General features: G+C 47.5%; 19 protein-coding genes and 1 tRNA gene. 12 read left to right on the plus strand and 8 right to left on the minus strand.

Going from position 1 to position 24,312, the window contains the following annotated elements:
- Positions 1-110: 110 nt before the first annotated feature.
- The 7 genes from H7F15_RS17665 (at position 111) to cysK (ending at position 8,310) form a co-directional block, all read left to right on the plus strand.
- A complete protein-coding gene (locus H7F15_RS17665; RefSeq protein WP_185198321.1) occupies positions 111-1,286 on the plus strand; it encodes an MFS transporter in 1,176 nt (391 codons plus the stop codon).
- A 218-nt stretch (positions 1,287-1,504) separates the two neighbouring features.
- Positions 1,505-2,572, plus strand: coding sequence for a hypothetical protein (locus H7F15_RS17670; protein WP_185198322.1), 1,068 nt, complete (start codon positions 1,505-1,507; stop codon positions 2,570-2,572).
- A 341-nt stretch (positions 2,573-2,913) separates the two neighbouring features.
- Positions 2,914-3,972, plus strand: a complete 1,059-nt coding sequence (locus H7F15_RS17675) for a hypothetical protein (RefSeq protein ID WP_185198323.1) — start codon at positions 2,914-2,916, stop codon at positions 3,970-3,972.
- 447 nt (positions 3,973-4,419) lie between these two features.
- Complete coding sequence (locus H7F15_RS17680) at positions 4,420-5,127, plus strand: hypothetical protein (protein WP_185198324.1); 708 nt, start codon at positions 4,420-4,422, stop codon at positions 5,125-5,127.
- A 280-nt stretch (positions 5,128-5,407) separates the two neighbouring features.
- A complete protein-coding gene (locus tag H7F15_RS17685) occupies positions 5,408-6,442 on the plus strand; it encodes a hypothetical protein (protein ID WP_185198325.1) in 1,035 nt (344 codons plus the stop codon).
- Positions 6,443-6,543: 101 nt separating this feature from the next.
- A complete protein-coding gene (locus H7F15_RS17690) occupies positions 6,544-7,377 on the plus strand; it encodes a serine O-acetyltransferase (protein WP_185198326.1) in 834 nt (277 codons plus the stop codon).
- A 15-nt stretch (positions 7,378-7,392) separates the two neighbouring features.
- The gene (gene cysK, locus H7F15_RS17695) at positions 7,393-8,310 is read left to right on the plus strand and encodes a cysteine synthase A (protein WP_185198327.1); all 918 of its coding nucleotides are present in this window, start codon (positions 7,393-7,395) and stop codon (positions 8,308-8,310) included.
- Positions 8,311-8,392: 82 nt separating this feature from the next.
- Here the strand turns inward: cysK and H7F15_RS17700 are convergent, their stop codons facing one another.
- The 4 genes from H7F15_RS17700 to H7F15_RS17715 form a co-directional block, all read right to left on the minus strand.
- Positions 8,393-8,827 carry a DUF2267 domain-containing protein gene (locus H7F15_RS17700; protein WP_185198328.1) on the minus strand — a complete coding sequence of 145 codons (435 nt, stop codon included), beginning with the start codon at positions 8,825-8,827 and terminating at the stop codon, positions 8,393-8,395.
- A gap of 177 nt (positions 8,828-9,004) precedes the next feature.
- Positions 9,005-9,667 carry a hypothetical protein gene (locus H7F15_RS17705; RefSeq protein ID WP_185198329.1) on the minus strand — a complete coding sequence of 221 codons (663 nt, stop codon included), beginning with the start codon at positions 9,665-9,667 and terminating at the stop codon, positions 9,005-9,007.
- Positions 9,668-10,031: 364 nt separating this feature from the next.
- The gene (locus H7F15_RS17710) at positions 10,032-10,697 is read right to left on the minus strand and encodes an outer membrane beta-barrel protein (protein ID WP_185198330.1); all 666 of its coding nucleotides are present in this window, start codon (positions 10,695-10,697) and stop codon (positions 10,032-10,034) included.
- A gap of 370 nt (positions 10,698-11,067) precedes the next feature.
- Positions 11,068-11,144 (minus strand) — tRNA-Ala (locus tag H7F15_RS17715).
- A 256-nt stretch (positions 11,145-11,400) separates the two neighbouring features.
- Between H7F15_RS17715 and H7F15_RS17720 the strand changes: the two genes are divergently transcribed.
- Both H7F15_RS17720 and H7F15_RS17725 read left to right on the plus strand, forming a co-directional pair.
- Positions 11,401-13,983, plus strand: a complete 2,583-nt coding sequence (locus H7F15_RS17720; protein WP_185198331.1) for a TonB-dependent receptor domain-containing protein — start codon at positions 11,401-11,403, stop codon at positions 13,981-13,983.
- A gap of 18 nt (positions 13,984-14,001) precedes the next feature.
- Positions 14,002-15,168: a hypothetical protein gene (locus tag H7F15_RS17725; protein ID WP_185198332.1), complete on the plus strand. Its 1,167-nt coding sequence runs from the start codon at positions 14,002-14,004 to the stop codon at positions 15,166-15,168.
- 78 nt (positions 15,169-15,246) lie between these two features.
- On the opposite strand, the gene H7F15_RS17730 is transcribed toward H7F15_RS17725, so the two are convergent.
- The gene (locus tag H7F15_RS17730) at positions 15,247-18,369 is read right to left on the minus strand and encodes a TonB-dependent receptor domain-containing protein (protein ID WP_185198333.1); all 3,123 of its coding nucleotides are present in this window, start codon (positions 18,367-18,369) and stop codon (positions 15,247-15,249) included.
- 155 nt (positions 18,370-18,524) lie between these two features.
- The gene (locus H7F15_RS17735; protein WP_185198334.1) at positions 18,525-19,106 is read right to left on the minus strand and encodes a C40 family peptidase; all 582 of its coding nucleotides are present in this window, start codon (positions 19,104-19,106) and stop codon (positions 18,525-18,527) included.
- Positions 19,107-19,231: 125 nt separating this feature from the next.
- Here H7F15_RS17735 and H7F15_RS17740 point away from each other — a divergent pair, with 125 nt between their 5' ends.
- Positions 19,232-20,641, plus strand: a complete 1,410-nt coding sequence (locus H7F15_RS17740) for an FAD-binding oxidoreductase (RefSeq protein ID WP_185198335.1) — start codon at positions 19,232-19,234, stop codon at positions 20,639-20,641.
- 167 nt (positions 20,642-20,808) lie between these two features.
- Here H7F15_RS17740 and H7F15_RS17745 read toward each other — a convergent pair whose 3' ends face one another.
- Both H7F15_RS17745 and H7F15_RS17750 read right to left on the minus strand, forming a co-directional pair.
- Positions 20,809-21,054, minus strand: a complete 246-nt coding sequence (locus tag H7F15_RS17745; RefSeq protein WP_185198336.1) for a hypothetical protein — start codon at positions 21,052-21,054, stop codon at positions 20,809-20,811.
- 15 nt (positions 21,055-21,069) lie between these two features.
- Positions 21,070-21,966, minus strand: coding sequence for an alpha/beta fold hydrolase (locus H7F15_RS17750; protein WP_185198337.1), 897 nt, complete (start codon positions 21,964-21,966; stop codon positions 21,070-21,072).
- 144 nt (positions 21,967-22,110) lie between these two features.
- Between H7F15_RS17750 and asnB the strand changes: the two genes are divergently transcribed.
- Positions 22,111-24,024 (plus strand): asparagine synthase (glutamine-hydrolyzing), encoded by a 1,914-nt coding sequence (gene asnB, locus H7F15_RS17755; protein ID WP_185198338.1) that lies wholly within the window; start codon positions 22,111-22,113, stop codon positions 24,022-24,024.
- 80 nt (positions 24,025-24,104) lie between these two features.
- Positions 24,105-24,312: 3-hydroxyacyl-CoA dehydrogenase NAD-binding domain-containing protein (locus H7F15_RS17760; protein WP_255481315.1), on the plus strand; the 208-nt coding region annotated here is incomplete at its 3' end.

Raw genomic sequence — 24,312 nt, forward strand, 5'->3', positions numbered from 1 at the left:
CTGTCCGAAACTATAGCCTGCCTTCTGTTCATTTCCTGCACAGCAATTCTGGTGTAACTATAGTTTGGTAAGAGATACTTTGCCAACTTGCGCCCGATTTAAGGCCATAGATGGAAAAGCAGGAGACAAAAGTTTACGGGTTACAGTTTGGGTTACTTTGCCTGAGCTCGTTTCTGTTCTTTGCCAGCTTCAACATGATCATCCCGGAGTTGCCCGACTACCTCACCAGCCTGGGCGGCGAAGAATACAAAGGCCTTATCATCTCGCTCTTTACGCTCACAGCAGGTCTTTCCAGGCCGTTCAGCGGGAAGCTGGCCGATAAGGTTGGCCGCATTCCGGTAATGGTAGTGGGCGGTGCCGTGTGTATCCTCTGTGGTTTTCTGTACCCGGTTACGGGTTCGGTAGCGGCCTTCCTGCTGCTGCGTTTTGTGCATGGCTTTTCTACGGGTTTTACGCCTACCGGCACGGCCGCTTACGTAGCCGATATTATTCCTATGCAGCGGCGTGGCGAAGCTACCGGCTTGCTTGGCCTGTGTGGTAGTTTAGGTATGGCAGCCGGTCCGGCGCTGGGCGGGGCTATTGCCAACCATTTTTCGCTGGATGTAATGTTCTACACTTCGTCGTTTACTGCATTTTTGTCGGTAGCGGTGGTGGCACGTATGCAGGAAACCGTGCAGGACACACACAAATTCCGGATGGGGCTGCTTAAGATTTCCAGAAGCGAGCTGTTCGAACCCCGTGTGATTGCGCCATCTGTAGTGCTGTTCTTCACAGTTTTCTCTTTCGGAACTATACTTACCGTTGTACCCGATTTCAGTGAGCACCTGGGCATAAAAAACAAAGGGCTTTTCTTCCTGAGCTTTACCCTGGCATCGCTGGCAATTCGTTTTATAGCCGGGCGGGTGTCGGATAAATATGGCCGCGTAAAAGTACTGCGCATCAGTTCGGCTGTACTTATTTTAGCCATGGTGGCGGTTGGGTTCTCCTCTAACCTGACCGAGCTGATGCTGGCCGGTGTGCTGTTTGGAGTAGGGCAAGGCATGAACTCACCCACCGTTTTTGCCTGGACCATAGACCTGAGCCACGAAGACCACCGCGGGCGCGCCATGGCCACCATGTATATTGCCATGGAAGCCGGCATAGGCATTGGCGCCCTTTGCTCTGGCTGGCTCTATAATAACAACGCCGACAATTTCCGGATGGTATTCTGGGCAGGGGCAGCCGTATCGTTGCTGGCACTGCTGTATCTGATGATTTTCGTGAAAGCCCCGTCGCGTAGGTTTTAAATCTGTTAAAGCATTTCCAATAGCAGTTTACTAAAATCCCATCTCCGCCCGTTTGGGTCAGGGGTGTGTATGCGTATACTTACAAAAAAACACACTTTAGTACTATCTGTGTCCAGAGAGCAAATTTGCCGGATATAGCAGGTTCCTCTACGCGTTGCTGCCAGGCAATGAGCAAACAAACATCACCAAATTACATACTAAAATTAATCATGAAAGCTATGAAGGGAAGATCAACAAGAACTATGGCTGTGTTAGCGGCTGCGCTCCTGTTTTACGGTTGCGAGAAAGATCAGGAAGAAGTGGAACCTGTTGCGCTGAACACAAGTGAGCATAACATGGGCGAGGACTGCGATATAATTGATTTTGAGTCGGGTGCTACGGGGGCGTATATCAACAGCATCAACTCAACAGGTGGCTTTGGCCCGATCAGTATCTTTAACAAAGCCCGCAACAGCGGCGGTACTTTAGAAAGCATGAACCGGGCTGTGCTGTATGATTCTGATGGCCCTACATTTACCGGCGATGATGATGACCTGGAAGTAAACTGGGGAAATGTGCTGATCATTCAGGAGATAGGCACCTCGCCTGCCGATGGACCAAACGATAACCGCTGGGGCGGCACCATGCGGCTGGAATTTCCGGAGCCGGTTACTGTTAAAAGCCTTGGCGCGGTAGATATTGACCTGAATGAAAATGAATCTTACGTGTACTTGTACAGCAGCACAGGCCAGCTATTGGATGTGGAACATCTGCTGCCTTTAGGAGATGCCAGTACCCAGACAGTTACCTTTAACGGCTCCGAAGGTATCGACAATGTGAAGTACATTAAAGTTGTACTGGCTGGAGATGATGGCTATGTTGGCTCCGGCGCGATTGATGACATTGTGTTCTGTGTGCCAGATGAAGGGGAGTACGGCTGTACCCGCACCCAGGGCTACTGGAAAACCCACTCTGGCGTAGGTAAAAACAAAGGCGGTAAATACGACGCTGCCTGGGATGATTACCTGAACGCAACATTAGGGAACCTGGGCAAATATCCGGACATCTTATGGATGGCTCCTAAAGGCGGAGATGCCCGAATTATCCTGGCGCACCAGTACATAGCCGCTGTGCTGAACGTAGAAGCCGGCGCCTCAACCCCTGACGAAGTAGACGAAGCCCTGGAAGGCGCCAGAAAATACTTTAATGGCACTATGAGCGCAAGCAGAGCCCAGCTACTGGAATGGGCCGAACTACTGGATGATTACAACAACGGCCTGATAGGTCCGGGATCGTGCGACGACTAAGCGGAAGCTGATCCACAACTATAAACTGGTGCAGAAGCAGGGTATGTAAACAACTGTTTTTGCACCAGTTTTTTTTTCTACAGTTCAGAGTCATTGCCACACGCTTAATAAGTATAGATGCAAGCAGGCCTTAGCTATAGTTTTGAGGGCGTTATGTACAGCTTGGCTGCGGCAGAAACAACCGGGCTATAGTTTGGTATTGCACTATTCTGATGGGGTGGTTTGGCTTTAAATGCAGGTTTTTCGTAAAGGTTAATTGCTAACGGCAGCCACGCTGGCTTGCCTGCGGTGCACTGCCAGTAAAGGCGGTGCCGGCACATTGTGAACTTAACCTGCATGCTATGAAAAAAATTAAACTCCCTCTGCTTTTCTTATCGGCTTTACTCTTTTATAGTTGCAACCAGGACGACGACCTTTTTGCCGGCCTGAAAAGTGGCCGTAACGGGAACGCTACTGTTTGTGATAACCTTACATTTGAAACGGCAGAAGCCGGTAACTACATAGACCAGATCAGTACCGGCGACGGTTTTGGGTCCATAAAAGTATACGCCCGGGCACGCAACAGCGACGGCGATTTTGTAAACGATAACCGCGCCATGATCTTCGATTCTGAACACCCGACCGGAGATGATGCCGACTTGTATACAACAGACTGGGGCAAGGTGCTCATAATTCAGGAATTGGGCGAAGAGCACGAACCAAACGACAATCGCTGGGGTGGCGACATTACCCTCACTTTTCCGGAGGCAGTTACTGTAAAATCGATGCGGGTGCTGGACGTGGATAACCGTGAAGGCGATAACGAAAACAACTCGTGGGTGTACCTGTACGATGCCAGTGGCAAAGAATTGCACAAAGTACAGCTGGTACCGCGCGGCGACAACAGCAAACAAACAGTAGACCTGGGCAATACAGCCAATGTAACAAAACTTAAAGTAGTGCTGGATGGCGAAGGCATTGTTGGTTCTGCTGCCATCGATAACATTGCCTTTTGCTTTGCCGGCGAAAATACGGAAGAAGAAGAAAAATACGGCTGCACCCAGCTCAGAACTTACTGGCTAGACCATTCTGACCCTGCTACTGAGCACTATAACCGCACCTGGAACTCCTTTGCTAAAACAGCTTTCTTTAACAGCGGCCAGACTTACCTGGAACTGCTGCAGCGCTTACCATCCAAAGGGAATGCTTACTTTATGCTGGCACAACCCTACATTACGGCAAAACTGAACATAAAGAGCGGAGCCTCTACCACCCCCGAAGTAGATGAAGCCCTGGCAGGGGCCACCCAGTTCTTTAAAGGTGAAACCAGCCCCGAAGTGGCACAACTGCTGGTATGGGCCGCACTGCTGGATGCCTACAACAAAGGCGACATTGGCCCGGGCCGCTGCCCCGAGGAATAAATCTGAACTATAGCAGGAGAGTCGATGGGCTTTCCTGCTATAGTTTATAGTTGCAGCCTCAGAATACAGCAGCAACTATAGTTATAACAGCCTATAGTGATAAATCTATAGTTGTTAAAAACTCAGCGATACTCCAAATTTTTTTTCATAACACAGCACTGATGGCTGCTCTCCAGCTGCAACTATAAAAATAGCATTTAAGGCTTGTAGGCGGCGATTTCAGGCTGCATAATACAATTTTTAAGATATGTAAATGTTTTCATCTCAGAAAAAAAGAGGCGTAAATGCTGCTTTTTGTTCATCTTTTTTGAAAACACGTCCGTAGAAGGGTGAAATGTTCTTAGCCAGAGGGGCATTAAAATATACAATTCTGTAAATGTTCGGCAGCACACGCTGTTCCCCTGGCAACTACATTCTTTTTTTACCCTTTACACATTAGTTGCCTTTATGAAAACATTCATCTACAAAGCCCTTGCCCTAGTATTTGTTGGTACCATTGGTACATCCTGCGAACAACCAACCGAAGCCGAAGTAAGACCACTTGCCGCCGCCGAAGCTAAAAAATTCGGAACAGTGCCCGGTACTACCATCATCAACTTCTCTGAAACTACAGGACCGGTAGACCAGGTAATGGTCGTGAAAGACAGTTATACCACTTTGCCGGTGAAGGTTACTGCCCAGCAGTTTGTAAACGGCCGCCCTGTTGGCGGAAATGCTGCCCTGGTATACGACACCAACAACCCCGACAAAAAGAACACAGGCTACAAAGCCGTAAATAAAGGCCCTTTCCGTTTAGGTAATGTCCTGACGATTGGCCAGGCAAACGGCAGATCCGGCAACATCCATGACAAAGGCGGTACCATCGAGCTCGATTTTTCAAGCTTCGGATCGGTTGTAATGCGTGGTTTATACATTGCTGATATTGATGAGAACGAGCGTGGCTCTACACTGGAACTGCTGGATTCGTCTGGCCGCGTGATCTACAAAGATGAATTGCCGGTAACAGGCGCCTATACTTATCAGCCACTGGTGCTGGGGCCGGGTGTATCGGGTGTTGCCAAACTGCGCGTTACGTTTGTAACCAAAGACGGCCGCGGCGGCTCAGGCGCTATCGATGTGATCCAGTTCTGCCCGGGCGGCGTTTGTCCACGTTAACCTTAACTCAAACTAAACTATACCAGGAGCCTTCGGGGTGCAGCCAATTGCACTCCGAAGGCTCCTTCGTTTTGTGGATATAGTACTTTGTTAATGGCGTTACTTGTGTAAATATCCTGTGTTAAGATTTTATTATCTGTTTATTTAATTATTTAGCTATAAAAGATAAACTATACTTTGTTTTATCAGTATGAATAAGTAGTTGTAATATTTTGTACTTTTTATATATGGGTGCAACTATATTATAACCTATTTTTCACTCAAAAAACTTATTTATACTATGAAACAAAGTTTATTCAAAGTAGGCTTTTTAGGATTGGCCATGACAGCGTTGGTGGCTTGCGAACAAGGGGAGGAAGTGATAAACCCGCAAAACGAAGTGATCTGTGATGCCATCGATTTTGAGAACGGTACTACAGATGGTTTTATTTCTGAGATCAGCTCTGTGAACGGAACAGCAACCGTACAACTGTATAACAGAGCCAGAACCGATGCCGGTGTACTGACCGAAGAAAACCGCGCTCACCTTTTTGAGACCGGCATGCCAACCGGCGACGACGATGACCTTTACACCGATACGTGGGGCAAAGCCCTGATCATTCAGGAACTGGGGGTAAACGACGAACCGAACGACAACCAGTGGGGCGGTGAAATGATGCTGACTTTCTCAGAGGCTGTAACCCTGGAATCGGTGAATGTGCTGGATGTGGATACATACGAAGACAACAGCTGGGTGTATTTGTATGATGCCAGCGGCAACGAACTTTACAATGCCATGCTGCAGCCACTGGGCAACAACAGCCAGCAGACAGTAAACCTGGGCAACACTGCCGGTGTTAAAACCATGAAGATCGTACTAGCCGGTACCGAAGGCTATGTTGGTTCAGGTGCTATCGACGACATTAAGTTTTGTGTGACCCGCGTGATAGAAGTACCGGAAGAGCCTGAGCAAGGCTGCACCCGCACGCAGGGCTACTGGAAAAACCACGCCGACCCTGGCAAAAAGCAATACAACAGCACCTGGGACAATTACCTGGAAGCAACTTTTTACAGCAGCGGCATGACCTACCTGCAGGTACTGAACACACCTCCACAGGGCGATGCTTACTTTATACTGGCGCACCAGTACATTGCAGCAGAGCTTAACGTAGCGGCAGGCGCCTCTATGCCAACTGATGTGAAAACGGCTTACAACACAGCTACAGCTTACTTTAAAGGAGAGAAAGAGCTATCGAGAGAAGAAATGGTAACTATAGCTGATCTGCTGGATGACTATAACAACGGCAAAACTGGCCCCGGCCACTGCGAGGATTAATTCCTGCGTTAACGAATAAGTGTTTAAAAGAGAGCCTGGTAACCGGGCTCTCTTTTTTATTGCCGCCTTATCAAACTATAAGCTGTTACCGTACACTGTTTATGGATCAGGATTTTCTACAGCAACTATACCAGGATCATACGCATACCCGGCATCTGGTGCCTGCCTCGGCTATGTGCCATGTGGCCGAAGCGGTACTGCAACTGCTTTTCCCGCCACTCTCAGAGAAGCGCTATAGTTCGTTTGCGGAGTTTGAGACGCATGCCCGCAGCCTGCAGCAAAAGCTTGAACAGATACTACAGGGCATGGCTGATACTTTACCTGAGCCTCCTTCACGCCTTGCCGAAGCCGCCGTAGAAGCATTGCCACAGGTGCACCGCATGTTGCTGGGCGATGCCGAAGCCATTAACACCGGCGACCCGGCTGCCCAGAGCCTCGAAGAAGTGATACGGACATATCCGGGTTTTAAGGCAGTGGCTTTTTACAGGCTGGCCCATGTGCTGCACCAGCTCCGCATACCGCTCATGCCGCGCGTAATAGCTGCTTACGCACATGCCCGCACCGGCATCGACATACATCCTGCCGCAACTATAGGCGCCTATTTCTGTATCGATCATGGTACGGGTGTGGTCATTGGCGAAACTACCGTTATCGGTAACTATGTAAAGGTGTACCAGGGTGTAACGCTGGGCGCGATCAGCGTAGAAAAAACAATGGCTAACATCAAGCGTCACCCAACTATAGAAGACGGCGTGATCATTTATGCCGGAGCAACTATACTGGGCGGCAGTACCGTAATCGGCACCCGAAGCATCATTGGCGGTAACGTATGGCTTACCGAAAGCGTGCCGCCTTACTCGCGCGTATATCATTACCCGCAGATAAAAGTACGGCAGGCACCAGAGCCGGAAAATGTTCTTAATTTCTCGATATAACTATAACCTGTAACTATGAAAGCAAACTCGATACTGGAAACGATAGGCCGCACGCCGCATGTGCGCATCAATAAACTATTTGGCGATAAGGCAGAAGTGTGGATGAAGCTGGAGCGCAGTAACCCCGGCGGTAGCATAAAAGACCGCATTGCCCTGGCCATGATTGAAGATGCCGAGCAGAAAGGAATACTGAAGAAAGACAGCGTGATTGTGGAGCCGACCTCAGGAAACACAGGAGTAGGGCTGGCCATGGTTGCCGCTGTAAAAGCATATCAGCTGATACTGGTAATGCCGGAGTCGATGTCGGTAGAGCGGCGCCGTTTGATGACGGCTTACGGGGCCAAACTGGAACTGACACCCCGCGAAAAAGGCATGAAAGGCGCGATAGAACGTGCCAAGGAAATCCTGACAGAACACGAAAGCGCCTGGATGCCGATGCAGTTCGAGAATGAAGCCAACACGCAGGTACACATCCAAACCACTGCCGAAGAGATTCTGCAGGACTTCCCGGACGGACTTGATTACGTGATTACAGGCGTTGGTACCGGCGGCCACATAACCGGCGTTGCGCGGGTACTGAAAGCGCGGAACCCGGATGTTAAAATTCTTGCCGTAGAGCCGGCAGCATCGGCGGTGCTGAGTGGCGGGCAGCCGGGGCCGCACACGCTGCAGGGGTTGGGAGCCGGGTTTATACCTGCTATTATGGATACCTCTTTGCTGGATGGAACAGTACAGGTAGAGGCTAGCGATGCCTATGACTACGCCCGCCGCTGTGCCCGCGAGGAAGGTATTTTTGTAGGTGTATCATCAGGAGCGGCATTGGCAGCTGTGGCCCAGAAACTGGAAAACGACATTCCGGCCGGCGCGCGCGTGCTTACGTTCTGTTACGATACCGGGGAGCGTTACCTGTCGGTGGAGGGCTTGTTTGTGTAAAGAGGAAGTGGAAACTATAATTGGCGCTGACCACAAAACAGAATAGCCGCAACACCTGCGGCTATTCTGTTTTGTGGGTATACTATACCTCCAGCAGGTCTTGTATCTCTTCGTTCAGTGATTCTCTTACTTTCTGTAATTGTCCGTCAGAGATGCATCGTTGTAGCCCGTTAAAAACCCCACGGAAAGATTCGATGACCTCATCGTCCTGCTGGAAATCGTGGTTGGCGGCGAATGCATTCTTGTTACGGATATAGTTTACCCAGTCTTCGGTGTTGCGGATGCGCACGGGCACAGCTTCCGGATCGTACTGGTCGAAGTAAATGCCTTTCCAGATAATGGGCAACTGCGCTGCAAAGTGTACCGCTTCTGTAACGGGCAGTCTGTCGCGGATGGCATGCAGCACGGCCCTTGTAATACGACCGGCCTTGTTCATGTCCTCCGTTCGTAGTTCCTGCGCTACTGCCTGCAACAGTACGATCGCATCCTTCTTGTTGTCTTCAAAAATAAATGCCATAGTTACCTCCCCTTTAAAGTTGAACATACTACATCTTTTAAGTAATACGGCTTATGTTAGGGGTGGTTTAATAAGATTTATTTTGCCTCATTTAATGCATTTAAGAACGCTATAAACACAAAAAAGCCACCATACAACCGGTATGGCGGCTTTTGTAAAAGATCAATTCAGTAAGTATTACCTGACCCTATAATACAAGCCAACTGTGCTGTTTACCGTGCTGAATGGTTGTTTAAAGGACTCATCGAATTTTAGTGAGCCGTGCGTGTAAGCAACCTCTACGCCCACGCCAAACCGGCCATAGTCTTTCCGGAACCCGGCTGCCAGCCCGGCCACCACACTCGGAGCACGTTTGTCTTCCCGTTTAAGTGTGTAGGTCTCGTTGCCTCTGTAAACTTTGACATCAATATCGCCGGCAGTAAGAAAGCCAAGTCCCAACGATGCCTTGGCATAAAGCACCACACTGTTTACCGGAAGCTGACCATAAAAATCGCCGGTCATGTGCGTAAACTTATAGTTGTCGGCTTCTATTACCGGGTACACACCATTTCTGTGGAAATGCGAGCGATAGGTGTCTTTATCAAATTTATTCGTGCCCTTGGCAAATGTAAAGCCGATGCCATAGTTTGGGTGCACATCTTTCATAATGCTCAGTGAGTAGAACAGGCCATTTTTAGCATAACCCGATGTCTCGATGTTGACATCAGTTCTTTTAAAATCTCCTGTCGCCGTGGTCATTCCCACGCCCAATTTAATTCTGACAGGAGCGAGGCCGATTTCCTGTGCCGATGCTGTAAATCCAAGGCAGATGATTGTTGCTGCGAGTATAAGTTTTTTCATGTAAAGTGGGTAAAAGTTGAAATATTAAGTTTGTGTATTGATTTTTTATTGCTGCCTGTAAGCTGATTTGTTATACCAACTGAATGCCGTGCTTAAGCTATAGTTTGTTGCTTCATTAATTACAGGCTGTGTTATGATGACTGTTTTTGCCAAGGCCCGGTTGTAGTGAAGTGCAGTAAAGGCAGCGTATAGTTGGTGAACAGTTTTCGGATACAGTAAGGCTAACCTCTTAAGTGAAAGGTGTCTTAATCAAAAGGCAACTATAGTTTATAGTTGCCTTTTGTTCTGAAGCAGGAATGTGCTCTAAACGTTCTGAACCCTGATCGCTGTCATCACGATACTGTCAGCAGAATAAAATTAAAGGTTATTTAATTCTGTAATGAATACCTATTGTGCTGCTGATAGTGCCATATGGCTGCTCGTAAGATTCACCATCGTCTTCAAACTTTGCTGTTCCGCTCATATAGGCAACTTCTAAACCAAGTCCAAACTTACCGAAATCGTGACGGAAGCCACCAGCCAGACCATAAACTGCGCTGCTTGCGGTTAATTCTTTGCGCTGGATATTATAGGTGTCCTCTCCATCACTTATGGTCATTTTCATTTCGCTCATCGTTAGCGAACCATACCCCAACGAGGCCTTGGCGTACAGCGTGGTATTGTTTAGTGGAAGCAGCCCATAAAAATCACCCATCAGGTAACCAGATGAATAACCATCTCCTTCTACCTTAGCAGAACCTCCAAATTCTTTGATCTGTCTCTCCATCGACTCGGTGTTCAGAGCGTTTGTTTTGCCGGCAAGTGTTATACCTATTCCAAAGTTAGGGTTCAATTCTTTCATTAAACCGATAGAGAAATGAGCACCGTTTTTAGCGTAGCCCGAAGACTCACTGGTCATGTCGGTGGCTGAAAAATCGCCTGTACTATAGTTGGTGCCAATGTTGAGCTGTAATCTGAGTGGTTTAACATCCTGAGCTGACGCTGAAAAACCAAGGGCTACAAGAGCCGCAGAGAGTAAAAGTTTCTTCATAAAAAGGATAAAAGTTGAAATATTAAGTTTGTGTTAATTGCTTTGTTCACTTCCAGCAGCAGCGTGGTTTTTATTTAAATGCGCTATTGCGGCGTTCTTCGCTCAGTGTGTTACCCGAAATTCCGGTACGAAACTTTAATCCTGAATCAGTGGGTGCGATTTACTAATTCCCTTCTTTGGTAGTCATTACATTGCTTCACCTGCGGGCTGCCAGCCTAAGTTGCTATTACCAATTATGATAAAGTGTAGTGCTTAGTATTATGGTAATGCAATATATATATAAATATACGATATCGCCTATAGTTTCGGGAAGTGCAAGTGGGAGAAGGGGTAGAAAACAAAAAAGGCAACTATAAACTATAGTTGCCTTTGGTGGAGAATATCGGAGTCGAACCGATGACCTCTTGCATGCCATGCAAGCGCTCTAGCCAGCTGAGCTAATCCCCCGTTTTGTGAGCACAAAAATAGATGAAATATTTAGAAAGCAAAAAAAATATTTACACAAAGTTTTGTGTCTAAACACCGGATATACACTGCACACACGCTAAAATAAGATCGGTAAAATAAATCTGCAGGGGCAACATTAAGAAATAGTTAATGCCTTGTAAAGTTCGCAAATGTTCCGCTATCTTTGCGCTCGGAAAGTTAAATATCTAATTAATAATCCATTAATCTTTCAACCCAATCAACCAAAATTAGTTACATGAAAAAGTGTTTACTTTTTCTTATCACGTTAGTAATTAGCTTTACTACTGTGGTAAGTGCTTTTGCTCAGGGAACTGTAAAAGGTAAAATTGTAGATGGAACTACAAAAGATCCTCTTCCGGGAGCAACAGTAATTCTTAAAGGAACAAGCCTGGCTGTTCCGGCAGGTGCCGATGGTACATTTACTATGAAAGTAGATGACCCGAACGCCACTGCAATCCTTATCAACTTCGTTGGTTTTGCTCAGAAAGAAGTTTCTATAGCAGGTCTTAACGGTACTAAAAACTTAGGTACTATTACCCTGCAGCCGAGCGAAGCTTCTCTTGGTGAGATCCTGGTAACAGCTAACAGCTACGCTATCGAAAGAGAAACGCCTGTTGCCATGTCAACTATCACCAGCGAGATCATTGTAGAGAAAGCTGGTCAGCAGGAATTCCCGGAACTGCTAAAATCTACACCAGGTGTTTACGCAACAAAAGCGGGTGGTGGCTACGGCGACTCTCGTATCAACCTGCGTGGTTTCCAGAGTGCTAACATCGCGGTTATGATCAACGGTGTGCCGGTAAATGACATGGAAAACGGTAAGGTTTACTGGTCTAACTGGGCAGGCTTAACTGATGTAACTAAAGCAATGCAGGTGCAGCGTGGTCTTGGTGCCTCTAAAGTAGCTGTACCTTCAGTGGGTGGTACTATCAACATCATCACCAGAACGACTGATGCCGTTAAAGGTGGTTCAATCTACCAGGGTATTGGTAGCGAAGGCTATAGCAAAACAGCTTTCTCTTACTCAACCGGCCTTACCGAGAATGGCTGGGCATTTGCCGTATCAGGTTCTAAAACCGAAGGCGATGGCTGGGCAGAAGGCCTGCAGTATGAAGCATACAACTACTTCTTCAACGTTTCTAAAATGATCAATGATAAGCACACGCTTTCATTGACAGGCTTCGGCGCTCCGCAGTACCATGCTCAGCGTTACGACCGTTTAACGATCCAAGAATACAGAGATGCTCCACAGGGTCTTCGTTACAACCCGAACTGGGGTGTGCTGAATGGCGAAGCTAAAACGATCAGCGGTAACTTCTACCACAAGCCACAGTTCTCTCTTAACCACTACTGGACTATAGATGACAAATCATTCTTATCAACTGCAGCTTATGCTTCTGTTGGTACAGGTGGTAACGAGTTTGATGGCGGTACTGAAAACTTTGACAATCACAGATTTGGTGGTAACAAATACCAGCCACTTAACCTGGATGCAATCGTTGAAATAAACGGAAATTCTGAAGATGGCCGTGCTCTTGGCTACCTGCAGTCTAACAGAAACGACCACAAATGGTACGGTGTACTGAGCACTTACCAGAGATCAATGAGCGAAAACTTCGACCTGTTGGCAGGTGTTGACCTGAGATACTACAAAGGTATTCACTTTAACTCGGTTAGAAACCTGCTGGGTGCCCAGTATGTACTGGATAACAGCAACGTGAACGCTCCTAACAACAAAGCCGGACAAGGCGATAAAATTGGTTACTACAACGAAGGTATCGTACTGTGGGAAGGTGGTTTCTTACAGGGTGAGTACAAAGCCGGTCCTTTAGCCGCTTTCATTTCCCTTGCCGGTTCAAACACATCTTACCAGCGTATCGACTACTTCAAATACGCGGATAACGATCCGATGCAGAAGAGCCCTAAAGTTAACTTCTTCGGTTTCCAGACAAAAGGTGGTGCTAACTACAACTTAACTGAAAACCATAACGTGTTCGCAAACATAGGTTACTTCGAGAAAGCTCCGTTCTTCAACAGCGTGTTCCTTAGAAATGAGAACATTCCAAACGAAGAAGCAGTGCGTGAGAAGATCCTTAGCTACGAGTTAGGTTACGGTTATGTAAGCGAAAAACTTTCTGGTAACGTTAACCTTTACAGAACTACCTGGAAAGACAGATCATTCACGAAATCAGTACCAGGTCAGGACAACGAAAGATACTTTGTTAACCTACTGGGTGTAGATGCCCTTCACCAGGGTATTGAGATCGACTTCAACTATCGCCCTATCAAAACTGTTAGCCTGAAAGGTATGATCTCTATAGGAGACTGGACCTGGATGAACGACCTGGGTGAGACAATTGTATATGATGAAAATCAGAAGCAGGTTGATAAAGTATCAGCAGTATATATGTCTGATAAAAAAGTAGGTGACTCTCCACAGACAACTGCAGCGTTAGGTCTTGATGTAAATGTTACAAGCGAGCTGAAGATTGGTGTTGACTATAACTACTATGCTAACTTCAACGCTGACTTCAACCCAACTGACCTGACAACACCGGGTATCTCTACCTGGGAAGTTCCAAACTACTCAGTTTTCGATGCTAACGCTTCTTTCAAATTCAAATTTGCTGGCCTGAACGGTACACTTTACGCTACTGTAAATAACCTGTTCAACACAGAGTACATCTCTGATGCTTTTGCAAGATTTGGTACAAGAAAAGTAGGTGAGGAAACTGTTAAGTATAGCGATGTGACCAACACACAGGTATACTTCGGTAACGGTACAACCTGGACTACAGGTTTAAAAATTAACTTCTAATCATTATTTATTAGATAGATGAAAAAGATTGTATATCTATTATCAGCTCTGATGTTGGCCTTCACAGCCTGTGATCCAATGGAAGACGTGTACGAAGAGCTTGATAAAGTTGCAGCTGGTAAAGCTGACGAAACAGATGTAGTTACAACACTGGCAAGTGCTGACTACAAACTGTTAAAAGATGTGCCTGCTTACATCACGACAAAATATTATTTTGCTACAGAAGATGAAGCTATCCAGTACATCCCAACCATTCTGGCAAAGAAGTACCCGCACTTAGGTAACGGCGCTGATGCGTTTGTAACTTTCAAACTGCAGGTTTATCCAGGCTTAAGCACAACTGTAGCCGGTTCAACTGCTTATACTGCCACAGCCGATGATTATAAAGTTACTGGCGAAAGATTTGCCAACTTTAACTCGCCTGATGACATGACCACTTTCCTGGGTGTTAAATATCCGGATGCTCCTGAAAACCAGGTTGTGATCTTTACATATGATTATTTTGCAAACAGCGTAACTTCAACTGTAACTGATGCTTTCTATAAAAAGAACGGTGCATGGGTGAACATCTACTATGTTACTCCTGAAGATTATGCTTCAGTTGGTAAAAAGTCTGACTTCAACTCATCTGATAACGCTTTATTTGGAGAGTACTTCAACAAATTCCTTTCAAATAAGGTGTTTGGTGCCCAGGAAGAAGATCTGCAGTACGTAAGCTATGGTTTCTATAATAGCACTACCAGAGTTACAGAGCAGCGTGTTATGGCAATGGGCTTTAATGGCTCTAAATGGGTAGTTGTAGATTCTAACGTTACAAAAGACGCAACTTTCAAATTCAACAAAGTTGCTAACGAGTGGAATGTTGACTTTACAATTGAGTATACGCTTGTAAACGCTGACTACGATTGGATCGGTAAAACAAATCCGAATCCTAATTACGGAACAGCAGATAACAGAGCAAACCTTGCACAGTACAGAAGCTATTATGTTGAGAAACAGGATAACCGTTACTGGAGCCAGGAAGACATTGAGAAATCATTGTTAGCACTTGCTGAGCACCTGTTCCCGAATCCGAAAAAAGGTGTTAAGTATAAGCTTAACTATAAGATCTACAACGCAGCAACTATAACTGTTTCTATCGTTGTTAAAAAGGATGAAACCGGTAAATATGTAGTAGATAAATAATCCACCACATATTTTATAAAAACAAAAACCCCGCTGGTAAATTACCAGCGGGGTTTTTGTTTTTATAGTTCCTATAGTTTAGTTAAAGATATACCGTAATCCGATCTGTCCCTGCCATCTGGAGTCGAACTGGGAAACGTTGTAGATGCGGGAGTTAGGGTTAAAAGTAAAGGTTGGTTCACCTGCATCGTTCAGTCCGGCAAAGCGGATAAGCTCGTTTGCGTTGTTGCTCACAAAGTACTGGCGTCCCCAGTCGCGGTTTATCAGGTTACCCACGTTAAATATATCAAACGTGATTTGGAAGGTATGGCGGTTGTCTCCTGAATTGATGTAAAAGTCCTGGAAAATGCGCAGGTCGAACTGGTGTGTCCAGGGCATGCGGCCACCATAGCGTTCTGTATACTGGCCTCTTCTGTCGTTCAGATAGTCGTCACCACTGATCAGGGCATCCAGGGCTGCCCACTGTTGCTCTGGTGTAAAGGTAGTGCCGCTTATAGTTACTGGTACCAGGTTTATCTCGCTCTGGTTGCGTGGCACATAGAGCAGGTCGTTGGAGAAGTTGCCGTCACCGTTCAGGTCCTGGGCGTAAACAAACGTAATAGGCAGTCCCGACTGGCCCTGATAAAATAAGGAGATACCGGTTGCCGCTGCCTCACCAAACTTGAAGGTGTAGCCACCATAGCCTACTATACGATGGCGCACATCATACCGGGAGTAAGCCAGTTCCGGGTCATTAGGGTTGTTGATGATCTGGTTAAACTCATAGTTAGACAAGGCAGTAGAACTTGTTCCGCTGTTCACATCCTTCGACTTGCCATAAGTATAAGCAATGGACGTGTTAAGGCCGTTGGTAAAATCCTTGCGCAACTGGCCGGTTAAACTATAGCGATAGCCTTCGTCGGTGTTGTCCAGCAGGATGACGTTGGTATAGTCTTCATTTCTGCGGCGGCTTGTTTCTTCATCCGAGAAAATGTTTCGGTTATCAATACCAGGCAGCTTTCCGATCGGGTCTACCAGGTTCAGGTCTCGGTATACTACGTCGTTCAGTGTTTTAGAGTAAATACCTTCTATAGTTGCTACTATCCCCAAAGGCAGTGTATAATCGAAGGCCAGGTTACTGCGCCATACGCGCGGCAGTTTAAAGTCATCGTTTATCACGTTCACTTCTACTGTCTGCACAGGTGGTCCGGCATCAACTTGCCGGCTGGGGTCAGGTATAAATTCTGCAGGCCGGCGCACGTCTACTGTACCCAGTATAGTACCGGTGTTTATAAACTGGTTCGACATCCAAACAAACGGCACACGGCCGGTGAAAATACCGGTACCACCTCGTATCTGTAGTGTCTGGTCCTGGGTTGGAGCGAAGTTAAAGCCAAAGCGTGGTGCCCACAGCAGTTGTCCGCTTGGGGTACGGTCGGTTCTCAGGCCGGGATAGATGTTGGCAAAGTCGGTTTCCAGTTTGGTGTTGCGCACCGGGTCATCCGGGAAAACAGGTATATCCAGACGTAAACCCACCGTAAACTTCAATTGCTCTGAGGCGGTGTATTCATCCTGCAGATAAAAGCCAAGTTGGGCGGCGTTAAACTCGGCAGCTGGGCGTGGGTCGTTGGTAAGGGAGTAGCCAGCTCTTACCCTGCTGGGTTTGTTATCAATAAAGTCCTGAATGGAGTTAAAATCCCAGCGGCCGTTCAGGTTATTGATGAACAGGTTCCGGAATTTAAAGAATTCGTTGTGGGTACCAATCGTGAAGTTGTGCTTGCCAATCAGGTACGACAGGTTATCTGTAAATTCAAAGATGTCCTGGTCGAGCTCGTTGGCGGTAGAGGAGCGCTCAGAACCAAATACCAGTGTACCAACCGGGTCGGTAATGGTTACCTGCGGGAAGAGCTCGCCTGCTATTTCGCGGTTATCCCGGATAAGCGACATACCCACGATCAGGTTATTGGACCAGTTGTTTGAGAAGCGGCTGTTCAGTTCGGCTACTGTGGAATTTGTTTTACTGTTAAACTTATAGGCGTTGTTGCCAAAGCGCACATTGTTCCGGCTTCTGGAAATGTTATCATCAAACGCATCTACAAAGTTATGGCGCAAGGTTAGCTGGTGGTTGTCTGTAATGTTCCAGTCCAGTCTCACAAAGAGCTTGTCGCTTTCGGTGTTACGGTCTATCGCGCCAAACGAGCCTACATCATATCCGTAGGTTTCACGCACAAAGTCGGCCAGTGCCTGGGCATCGGTTAACGGTATCTGCGACTCAGCAGAGCCTGGCGCAAAACGGAGCGGTTCTGTAATACGGGTAGCATCGTAGTTGGTGAAAAAGAACAGTTTGTCTTTGATGATGGGTCCGCCAATGCGTACGCCATACTGGTAGTTTTTAAATTCATCTGCTTTTACGCGGGGCCCTTCCACGGCTTTACCGATAATGTCCTGGTTGCGGCCAAACCCGTAAATTGATCCGGAAAATTTATTGGAGCCTGAGCGGGTTACAGCATTTATGCCGCCGCCCGTAAAGTTGCCCTGTTTTACATCATAAGGCGCTATAACAACCTGTATCTCCTGTATCGCATCAAGGGAAATGGGCTGTGTGCCTGCTGAGCCACCGGGCGTTCCGCTGCCAGATAAACCGAACACGTCGTTGTTCACGGCACCATCTATAGTTATGTTGTTGTAGCGGTTGTTGGAGCCACCTATAGAGTTTCCGGATGCCTGAGGTGTAAGTCGGGTAAAGTCCTGAAGGCTGCGGCTAAGCGTAGGAAGTGTTTCCAGTTGCTCTCTGGATACGTTGGTAGCAGCGCCGGTACGGTCCTGGTTAAACACGTCGTTCCGCTCCCCGATCACCTCCACTTCGCTCAGTTCGCGGCTGCTTTCAGATAAGGTAAAATCCACACGGGTGGTCTGGCCTAAGGCGAGGTTGATGCCTTCGGAGCGCTGTTCCTGGTAGCCTACATACGACGTACGGACGGTGTAAGGGCCACCCACGCGCATGTTCTGGATGTTGTAATAGCCATCGGTGTTGGTAGTGGCAACATATTGTGTGTTTGTCGGGTTATGAACCGCTATAATAGTTGCACCTGGCAAAGGAGTTCCGCTTGGGTCTTTAATAGTGCCGTTCAGAGCTGCGGTGGTTGTACCCTGCCCCAATGCCAATTGTACCTGTAGTGTGAATAGCAGGCACAGGCATATGAAAGTGTAGAAGTGTTTCATAATACTGTAAGTAGTTAGTGGGCAACATGTTAAAACTACTTATAGTACGTAGGAAGCAACTTTTGAATAGTAAAATGCTATACTTTTTTGTATTAAGTATGGATGTGGTTGTAGCAGTATCAGCAGACTATAGCAGGTACTGCCGAGAACAGGTCTTAAATCTCAGGCCGTACCGCTTTTATAAATATCTTCTGGTAGTGGTCGGAAAACAGGTTGTTTTCGATCACGCCGAGCGAGGTTGAGGCGTGTATGAACTGGATATTGTTATCATCTATCACCTCTGTGACCATGCCCACGTGCGTGATCTGATTGCTGTTCCTGTTTGCCCCGAAAAATACGAGGTCGCCTTCGCGCAGGTCTTTTATCCGTACCTCTTTACCAAAGCGGGCCTGTTCCTGCGAGGTGCGCGGAAGTTTAACATCAACAGTTTCAAAGGAAGTACACAGCAGGCCTGAGCAGTCCATGCCTACGCGGGTGGTGCCGCCCCAGCGGTAGGGTACGCCGGTATAAGAGCGGGCGGTTTCAATTACCCTGGCTATGTCCCTGTCCACATCGCGGCGCACTTTGGTGCGGCTGGTGCGGTCTTTCGAGGCAAGTTTAGGCTCATTATCTCCATTTTTACGAGCTAAGCGCCGTGCCTTGCGTTCCTGTCGTTTTTCTTCGGCAATCTCGCGGGCCGATTTATAGGTTTCGCCACGCTTGCTGAATACCGGCCCCGAGGACTGGCAGGAAGCCATTAAAATGATAAAAAAGATAAATAAGGCTGAAGTTGTAAAAGCTGTTCTCAAAACGTTACTTTGGCAAGGTAAGTAAATCAATTAAAAGGGATTGCTAATATAGCGATAAGCCCTTCTTTATAAAAATGAAATTTAATCCTGTTACCCCGGAAGCCGTTGCAGCCTTCGTTGCTATAGTTGGTGAGGCAAATGTGGTTTTGCCTGCATCCGCAGACGATATGCTGCGCTACACCCACGACGAGACAGAAGACCTGCGCTACCTTCCGGAAGTTGTGCTTAAACCAGCAAACGCCTCCGAAATCAGCCTTATTATGCAGTATTGCAATAAAAATATGATTCCGGTTACTCCACGCGGGGCAGGTACCGGGCTCAGCGGCGGTGCATTGGCTGTGCATCAGGGAGTTATAGTTTCGACAGAGCGGCTGAATAAAATTATAACGATAGATGAGCGAAACCTGCAGGCTATAGTTGAGCCGGGCGTTATTACTCAGGTTTTTCAGGAAGCTGTTATTGCAAAAGGCTTGTATTACCCACCGGACCCCTCGAGTCGGGGCAGCTGCTTTTTGGGCGGCAACCTGAGCGAAAGCAGTGGTGGCCCGAGAGCGGTTAAATACGGCGTTACCAAAGATTATGTGCTCAATGTGGAGGTGGTGCTGCCCACCGGCGAAATTACCTGGACCGGCGCCAACGTCCTGAAAAATGCGACTGGCTACAACCTGACGCAACTCATGATAGGCAGCGAAGGGACGCTGGGCATTATCACGAAGATCGTGTTCCGGCTGATACCTTACCCACCCCAGAATATTGTAATGCTAGTGCCGTTCCGGAACGAAGAGCAGGCCTGCAAGGCTGTTTCTAAATTATTTATGGCAGGTATTGTGCCATCGGCGCTGGAATTTATGGAGCGGGATGCTATAGAATGGGCAGGCCGGTATGTGGGCATTGAGGTACATTTGCCGGCAGATATTCAGGCGCACCTGCTGATTGAACTGGACGGCAACGACATGGATCAGCTGTTTAAAGAAGCCGAACAAGTGTATGGCGTGCTGGAGCAATTTGATATTGACGAGATACTGGTTGCCGACACCGATAAACAGAAGGAAGATTTGTGGCGCCTGCGCCGGAATGTAGCTCACGCTGTAAAATCCAACTCAGTTTATAAAGAAGAAGACACAGTAGTGCCGCGTGCGGAACTGCCAAAACTGCTGCATGGTGTAAAAGAGATAGGAGCCAGGTATAACTTTAAATCTGTGTGTTATGGCCATGCCGGAGATGGAAACCTGCACGTGAACATCATTAAAGGCGATATGAGCGATTACGACTGGCAACACAAGTTACCGGAAGGTATAAAAGAAATCTTCAGGCTGTGCGTGGCGTTGGGCGGAACTATAAGCGGAGAGCACGGCATCGGGCTGGTGCAGCGGCCTTACATTGGTATTGCCCTGAACCCCGTGCAACTACGCCTGATGCAGGGCATTAAGCAACTATTCGACCCAAAGGGCATTCTGAACCCCGGAAAGATATTTGAACAGTAAATACAACCCTTGGGCTATAGTTTGCAGCATTACCCCGTTGTTTCCAACTATAGCTATGGCACCCAACTATAGTTATAGTGGTGCTCAACTATAAAATTTAAGCCACACCCGCTTACAGGATTAAGTAAGCAGGTGTGGCTTTTTAGTAACCTATAGTTTGGTAGCGCCTATCTGGAGCTTTTCTTGTTCAGGTTTTTATCAACTGCCTGGTCCATTTCGCGCAGGTTCCGGAAAGTTTCCATACGGTTGGTGTGCGATTCATTTACCAGGTCCTGTGCTGGCTCATCTATGTTTTTGGCGTTAGTGACGCGGGTACCCATGTGGTAGAGCTGCTCCTGTTGCGGTTGCTTGCTGTCGTCGGTCGTTTCGGGTGCACGAAAAATAGCTTCTTTAAGAGGTTTGTTCGCTTTCATGGTAAAATATTGGCTTTAAGTTTGAAATGTGGCTTCGCGTTTCTTTTGTTCTTCTTTTATAAAATTGCTGACATACCCGGCCAGTTCTTCGGCATTCTCTTCCTGCAGGAAGTGGCCGCTTTCTTCGAAATGGATCACGTAACACTCATGGAAAAAGCGCTTCCATTTCTGAAGAGCTTCTATTTTTACGAGTTTATCCCGCTCACCCCATAGAATAAGGGTAGGAATATCCTGTATGTTTTTGCGTTTCTGCCATAGTTCTTCGTACCACCTGCTTACGCCTACAAGCTCGCGGGCACAGGCAAGCGATCTTACCTTTTGCTCGGGGCTGCCAAGCGCTTTAATGTATTGCTGGCGAATGGGCTCCGGCATATTTGCCGCATCCCCGAAAAGCTCGTTTACCAGCGCGCCCGTCGATACGTTCAGTTTGGAATGCAGAAACTTGCCCAGCGGGCCTATCTGGTATTTACTTGCCTTCGAGAAGGTATTATGCTTGGATAAGGACCAGGTCCAGGTGTTGAGCATTACGATACTGCGGATATTTTCCGGATGGTTCAGCGCGTAGGCCAGCCCGATCGGGGCACCAAAATCGTGTACCACCAGCGTAATATTCTTTAATTGCAGGTGGTCCATCAGTGCTTCAAAGTTGGCGGCATGGGCCCTCGGTTTATAACTGAAATCCTCCGGTTTGTCCGACAGGCCGAAGCCGAGCATGTCCATGGCCACGCATCTGTAGCGGGTGCGAAGCTGCTTTATAAGGTTACGGTAAATGAAGGACCAGGACGGTGTGCCGTGCACCATTACAATTACAGGTCCTTCGCCTTCATCAATGTAATGCATTTTGCCGCAGGGCAGCTCCAGGTATTTTGATTCAAACGGATACTCGTGTGTATCCAGCCAGTCTGGTTTCATAATGAAATAGGGTGTTCTTACTAAAACTATACTGGCTTTGGGTAGGTAAGTTGTTAATTTTAAGTAAATCGGGTTCAGTTTTAAGCACAGCACTCCGGCCAGGGCTGCCGCCTGATTCAGAAAAAAACTATCTTTACTGGATTTATGTGTGGCATAACAGGCGTTTTAGCATTTACTGAAGCAGGCGAAGGAGCTATTAAAAAACTGCATCAGGCAACCGAGGCGCTCCGGCACCGTGGGCCCGATGGCAGTGGCATGTTTGTACAGCAAACTATAGCGCTGGCAAACCGCAGGCTTTCTGTTATCGCTCCGGGCACAGCAAATAATCAGCCATTAACCGATGCTTCCGGCCGGTATACCATCACCTACAACGGCGAGATCTTAAACTATAAAGTACTGCGCGAAAAACTGGTGGCCAGGGGCATTGCCTTTCGGACGACATCTGATACCGAAGTACTGCTGCAACTATACATCCTACACGGGCATAAGTGCCTGAAAAAGCTGCACGGCTTTTTTGCCTTTGCCATTTACGATGCCGCAGAACAAAGCCTGTTTGTAGCCCGCGACCGCTACGGCGAAAAACCACTTTTATACTATAAGGACGGCGATAAATTCCTGTTCGGCTCTGAACTGAAAGCCTTGCTGGAACTGGGCGTGCCGCGGGAGCTGGACTTTACCTCTCTTTACCAGTATCTGCAGCTTACCTACATTCCGGCGCCGGCAACTATACTCAAAGGCATCAAAAAGCTCTCACCCGGGCATTACCTCTACATCCGCAACAGCAAAGTGCAGGACATTAATTGGTATAAACAACCATTTGAGCAGTACGACGAGGAGGTAAGCCGGCTCAGCTATAAGCAGCAACAGGTCCAGTTACAGCAATTGCTTCGGAATGCCGTAACAGAGCGGCTGACGGCCGACGTGCCGGTAGGAGCTTTTCTGAGCGGGGGCATCGATTCGTCGGTGGTAGTAGCACTTGCATCGGAGCAGGTTGCGGGCTTGCAGACCTTTTCGGTAGGTTTTCCGGAGCAGCCTTTTTTTGATGAGACCAACTATGCCCGGCTGGTTGCGAATAAGTTTAAAACCAACCATATAGAAGTAAAGTTAACAAACCAGGATCTGTATGATAACCTTTTCGGGATGCTGGAAGGTTTGAGCGAACCCTTCGCTGATTCGTCGGCGCTGGCAGTCTATAGTTTGAGCAAACAGGCCGGTAAGCAGGTAAAGGTCGTTTTGTCGGGTGATGGGGCGGACGAATTATTTGCCGGTTACAACAAGCACAGAGCCGAGTTGCAGGTACTTGCCAGGGGCCCGGCAACCGAACTCGTCACGGCGCTGGACCCTTTATGGGCGAATCTTCCACAATCCAGAAACTCTTTTATCGCCAACAAAGTAAGACAACTGCACCGTTTTGCGGCAGGTGCACGGCTTTCTGCATCCGAGAGGTACTGGTTCTGGGCTACCTGGCAACAGGAGCAGCAGGCACTGGCCCTGCTAAAGCCGGAGCATCGGGGCAAAGCGTTTAACAGATTATACCAGGCCCGTAAAAGCCGTTTACTGGAGCATGTCAGCAAGAACCAATTTAACCTGAACAGCGTACTTTGTGCCGACTGGCAGCTGGTGCTGGCAAATGACATGCTACCCAAAATAGACCTGATGGGCATGGCAAACGGCCTCGAGATCAGGAGCCCGTTTTTAGATCACAGAGTTGTAAAATTTGCTTTCTCGTTGCCCGTATCGGCTAAAATTGATAAGTCGTATCAGAAAAAAATATTGCAGGATGCTTTCCGGCATAAACTGCCGCCTGAACTATACAGACGTCCTAAAAAAGGCTTTGAAGTTCCGTTACTTTCGTTTCTGCAAACAGAGGGGGCAGGGCTGGTTGAGCAGTATTTAGCCGATGAACTGGTGGAAGCGCAACAGATTTTTGATGTGGAACAGACCAGGCGGTTGCGGCAGTCGTTTAAAGGAGAGGCCGCCGGAACTATACAGACACAAATATGGCAGCTGCTTGTTTTTCAATTCTGGTGGGTAAACACCTTTCGTTCTGATAATTGATGGCAGCACGAAGTGAGTAAGTTTAAAGCATAACTTAACATATAAAAGTATAAATTTGCAATAGAGATAACATTAGCTTTATGAGAATAGCAGTAGTTGGCACAGGTTACGTGGGTCTGGTAACGGGCACTTGTTTTGCCGAAGTTGGGATCGATGTAACCTGCATTGACATAGATGAAAACAAGATCGAGAACCTGAAAAAAGGGATTCTGCCGATCTATGAGCCGGGGCTGGAGGAAATGGTGCTGCGCAACACGCAGAAAGAGCGCCTTTCCTTTTCCACGGACC

Origin of the sequence: Pontibacter sp. Tf4 (assembly GCF_014212495.1) — a bacterium.
Taxonomy (GTDB): Bacteria; Bacteroidota; Bacteroidia; order Cytophagales; family Hymenobacteraceae; genus Pontibacter.

What these genes read in the sequence shown, in the direction of transcription:
- H7F15_RS17665 (WP_185198321.1), top strand. Translation starts at nt 111, where the DNA reads ATGGAAAAGCAGGAGACAAAAGTTTACGGGTTACAGTTTGGGTTACTT.
- H7F15_RS17670 (WP_185198322.1), top strand. Translation starts at nt 1,505, where the DNA reads ATGAAGGGAAGATCAACAAGAACTATGGCTGTGTTAGCGGCTGCGCTC.
- H7F15_RS17675 (WP_185198323.1), top strand. Translation starts at nt 2,914, where the DNA reads ATGAAAAAAATTAAACTCCCTCTGCTTTTCTTATCGGCTTTACTCTTT.
- H7F15_RS17680 (WP_185198324.1), top strand. Translation starts at nt 4,420, where the DNA reads ATGAAAACATTCATCTACAAAGCCCTTGCCCTAGTATTTGTTGGTACC.
- H7F15_RS17685 (WP_185198325.1), top strand. Translation starts at nt 5,408, where the DNA reads ATGAAACAAAGTTTATTCAAAGTAGGCTTTTTAGGATTGGCCATGACA.
- H7F15_RS17690 (WP_185198326.1), top strand. Translation starts at nt 6,544, where the DNA reads ATGGATCAGGATTTTCTACAGCAACTATACCAGGATCATACGCATACC.
- cysK (WP_185198327.1), top strand. Translation starts at nt 7,393, where the DNA reads ATGAAAGCAAACTCGATACTGGAAACGATAGGCCGCACGCCGCATGTG.
- H7F15_RS17700 (WP_185198328.1), bottom strand. Translation starts at nt 8,827, where the DNA reads ATGGCATTTATTTTTGAAGACAACAAGAAGGATGCGATCGTACTGTTG.
- H7F15_RS17705 (WP_185198329.1), bottom strand. Translation starts at nt 9,667, where the DNA reads ATGAAAAAACTTATACTCGCAGCAACAATCATCTGCCTTGGATTTACA.
- H7F15_RS17710 (WP_185198330.1), bottom strand. Translation starts at nt 10,697, where the DNA reads ATGAAGAAACTTTTACTCTCTGCGGCTCTTGTAGCCCTTGGTTTTTCA.
- H7F15_RS17720 (WP_185198331.1), top strand. Translation starts at nt 11,401, where the DNA reads ATGAAAAAGTGTTTACTTTTTCTTATCACGTTAGTAATTAGCTTTACT.
- H7F15_RS17725 (WP_185198332.1), top strand. Translation starts at nt 14,002, where the DNA reads ATGAAAAAGATTGTATATCTATTATCAGCTCTGATGTTGGCCTTCACA.
- H7F15_RS17730 (WP_185198333.1), bottom strand. Translation starts at nt 18,369, where the DNA reads ATGAAACACTTCTACACTTTCATATGCCTGTGCCTGCTATTCACACTA.
- H7F15_RS17735 (WP_185198334.1), bottom strand. Translation starts at nt 19,106, where the DNA reads ATGGCTTCCTGCCAGTCCTCGGGGCCGGTATTCAGCAAGCGTGGCGAA.
- H7F15_RS17740 (WP_185198335.1), top strand. Translation starts at nt 19,232, where the DNA reads ATGAAATTTAATCCTGTTACCCCGGAAGCCGTTGCAGCCTTCGTTGCT.
- H7F15_RS17745 (WP_185198336.1), bottom strand. Translation starts at nt 21,054, where the DNA reads ATGAAAGCGAACAAACCTCTTAAAGAAGCTATTTTTCGTGCACCCGAA.
- H7F15_RS17750 (WP_185198337.1), bottom strand. Translation starts at nt 21,966, where the DNA reads ATGAAACCAGACTGGCTGGATACACACGAGTATCCGTTTGAATCAAAA.
- asnB (WP_185198338.1), top strand. Translation starts at nt 22,111, where the DNA reads ATGTGTGGCATAACAGGCGTTTTAGCATTTACTGAAGCAGGCGAAGGA.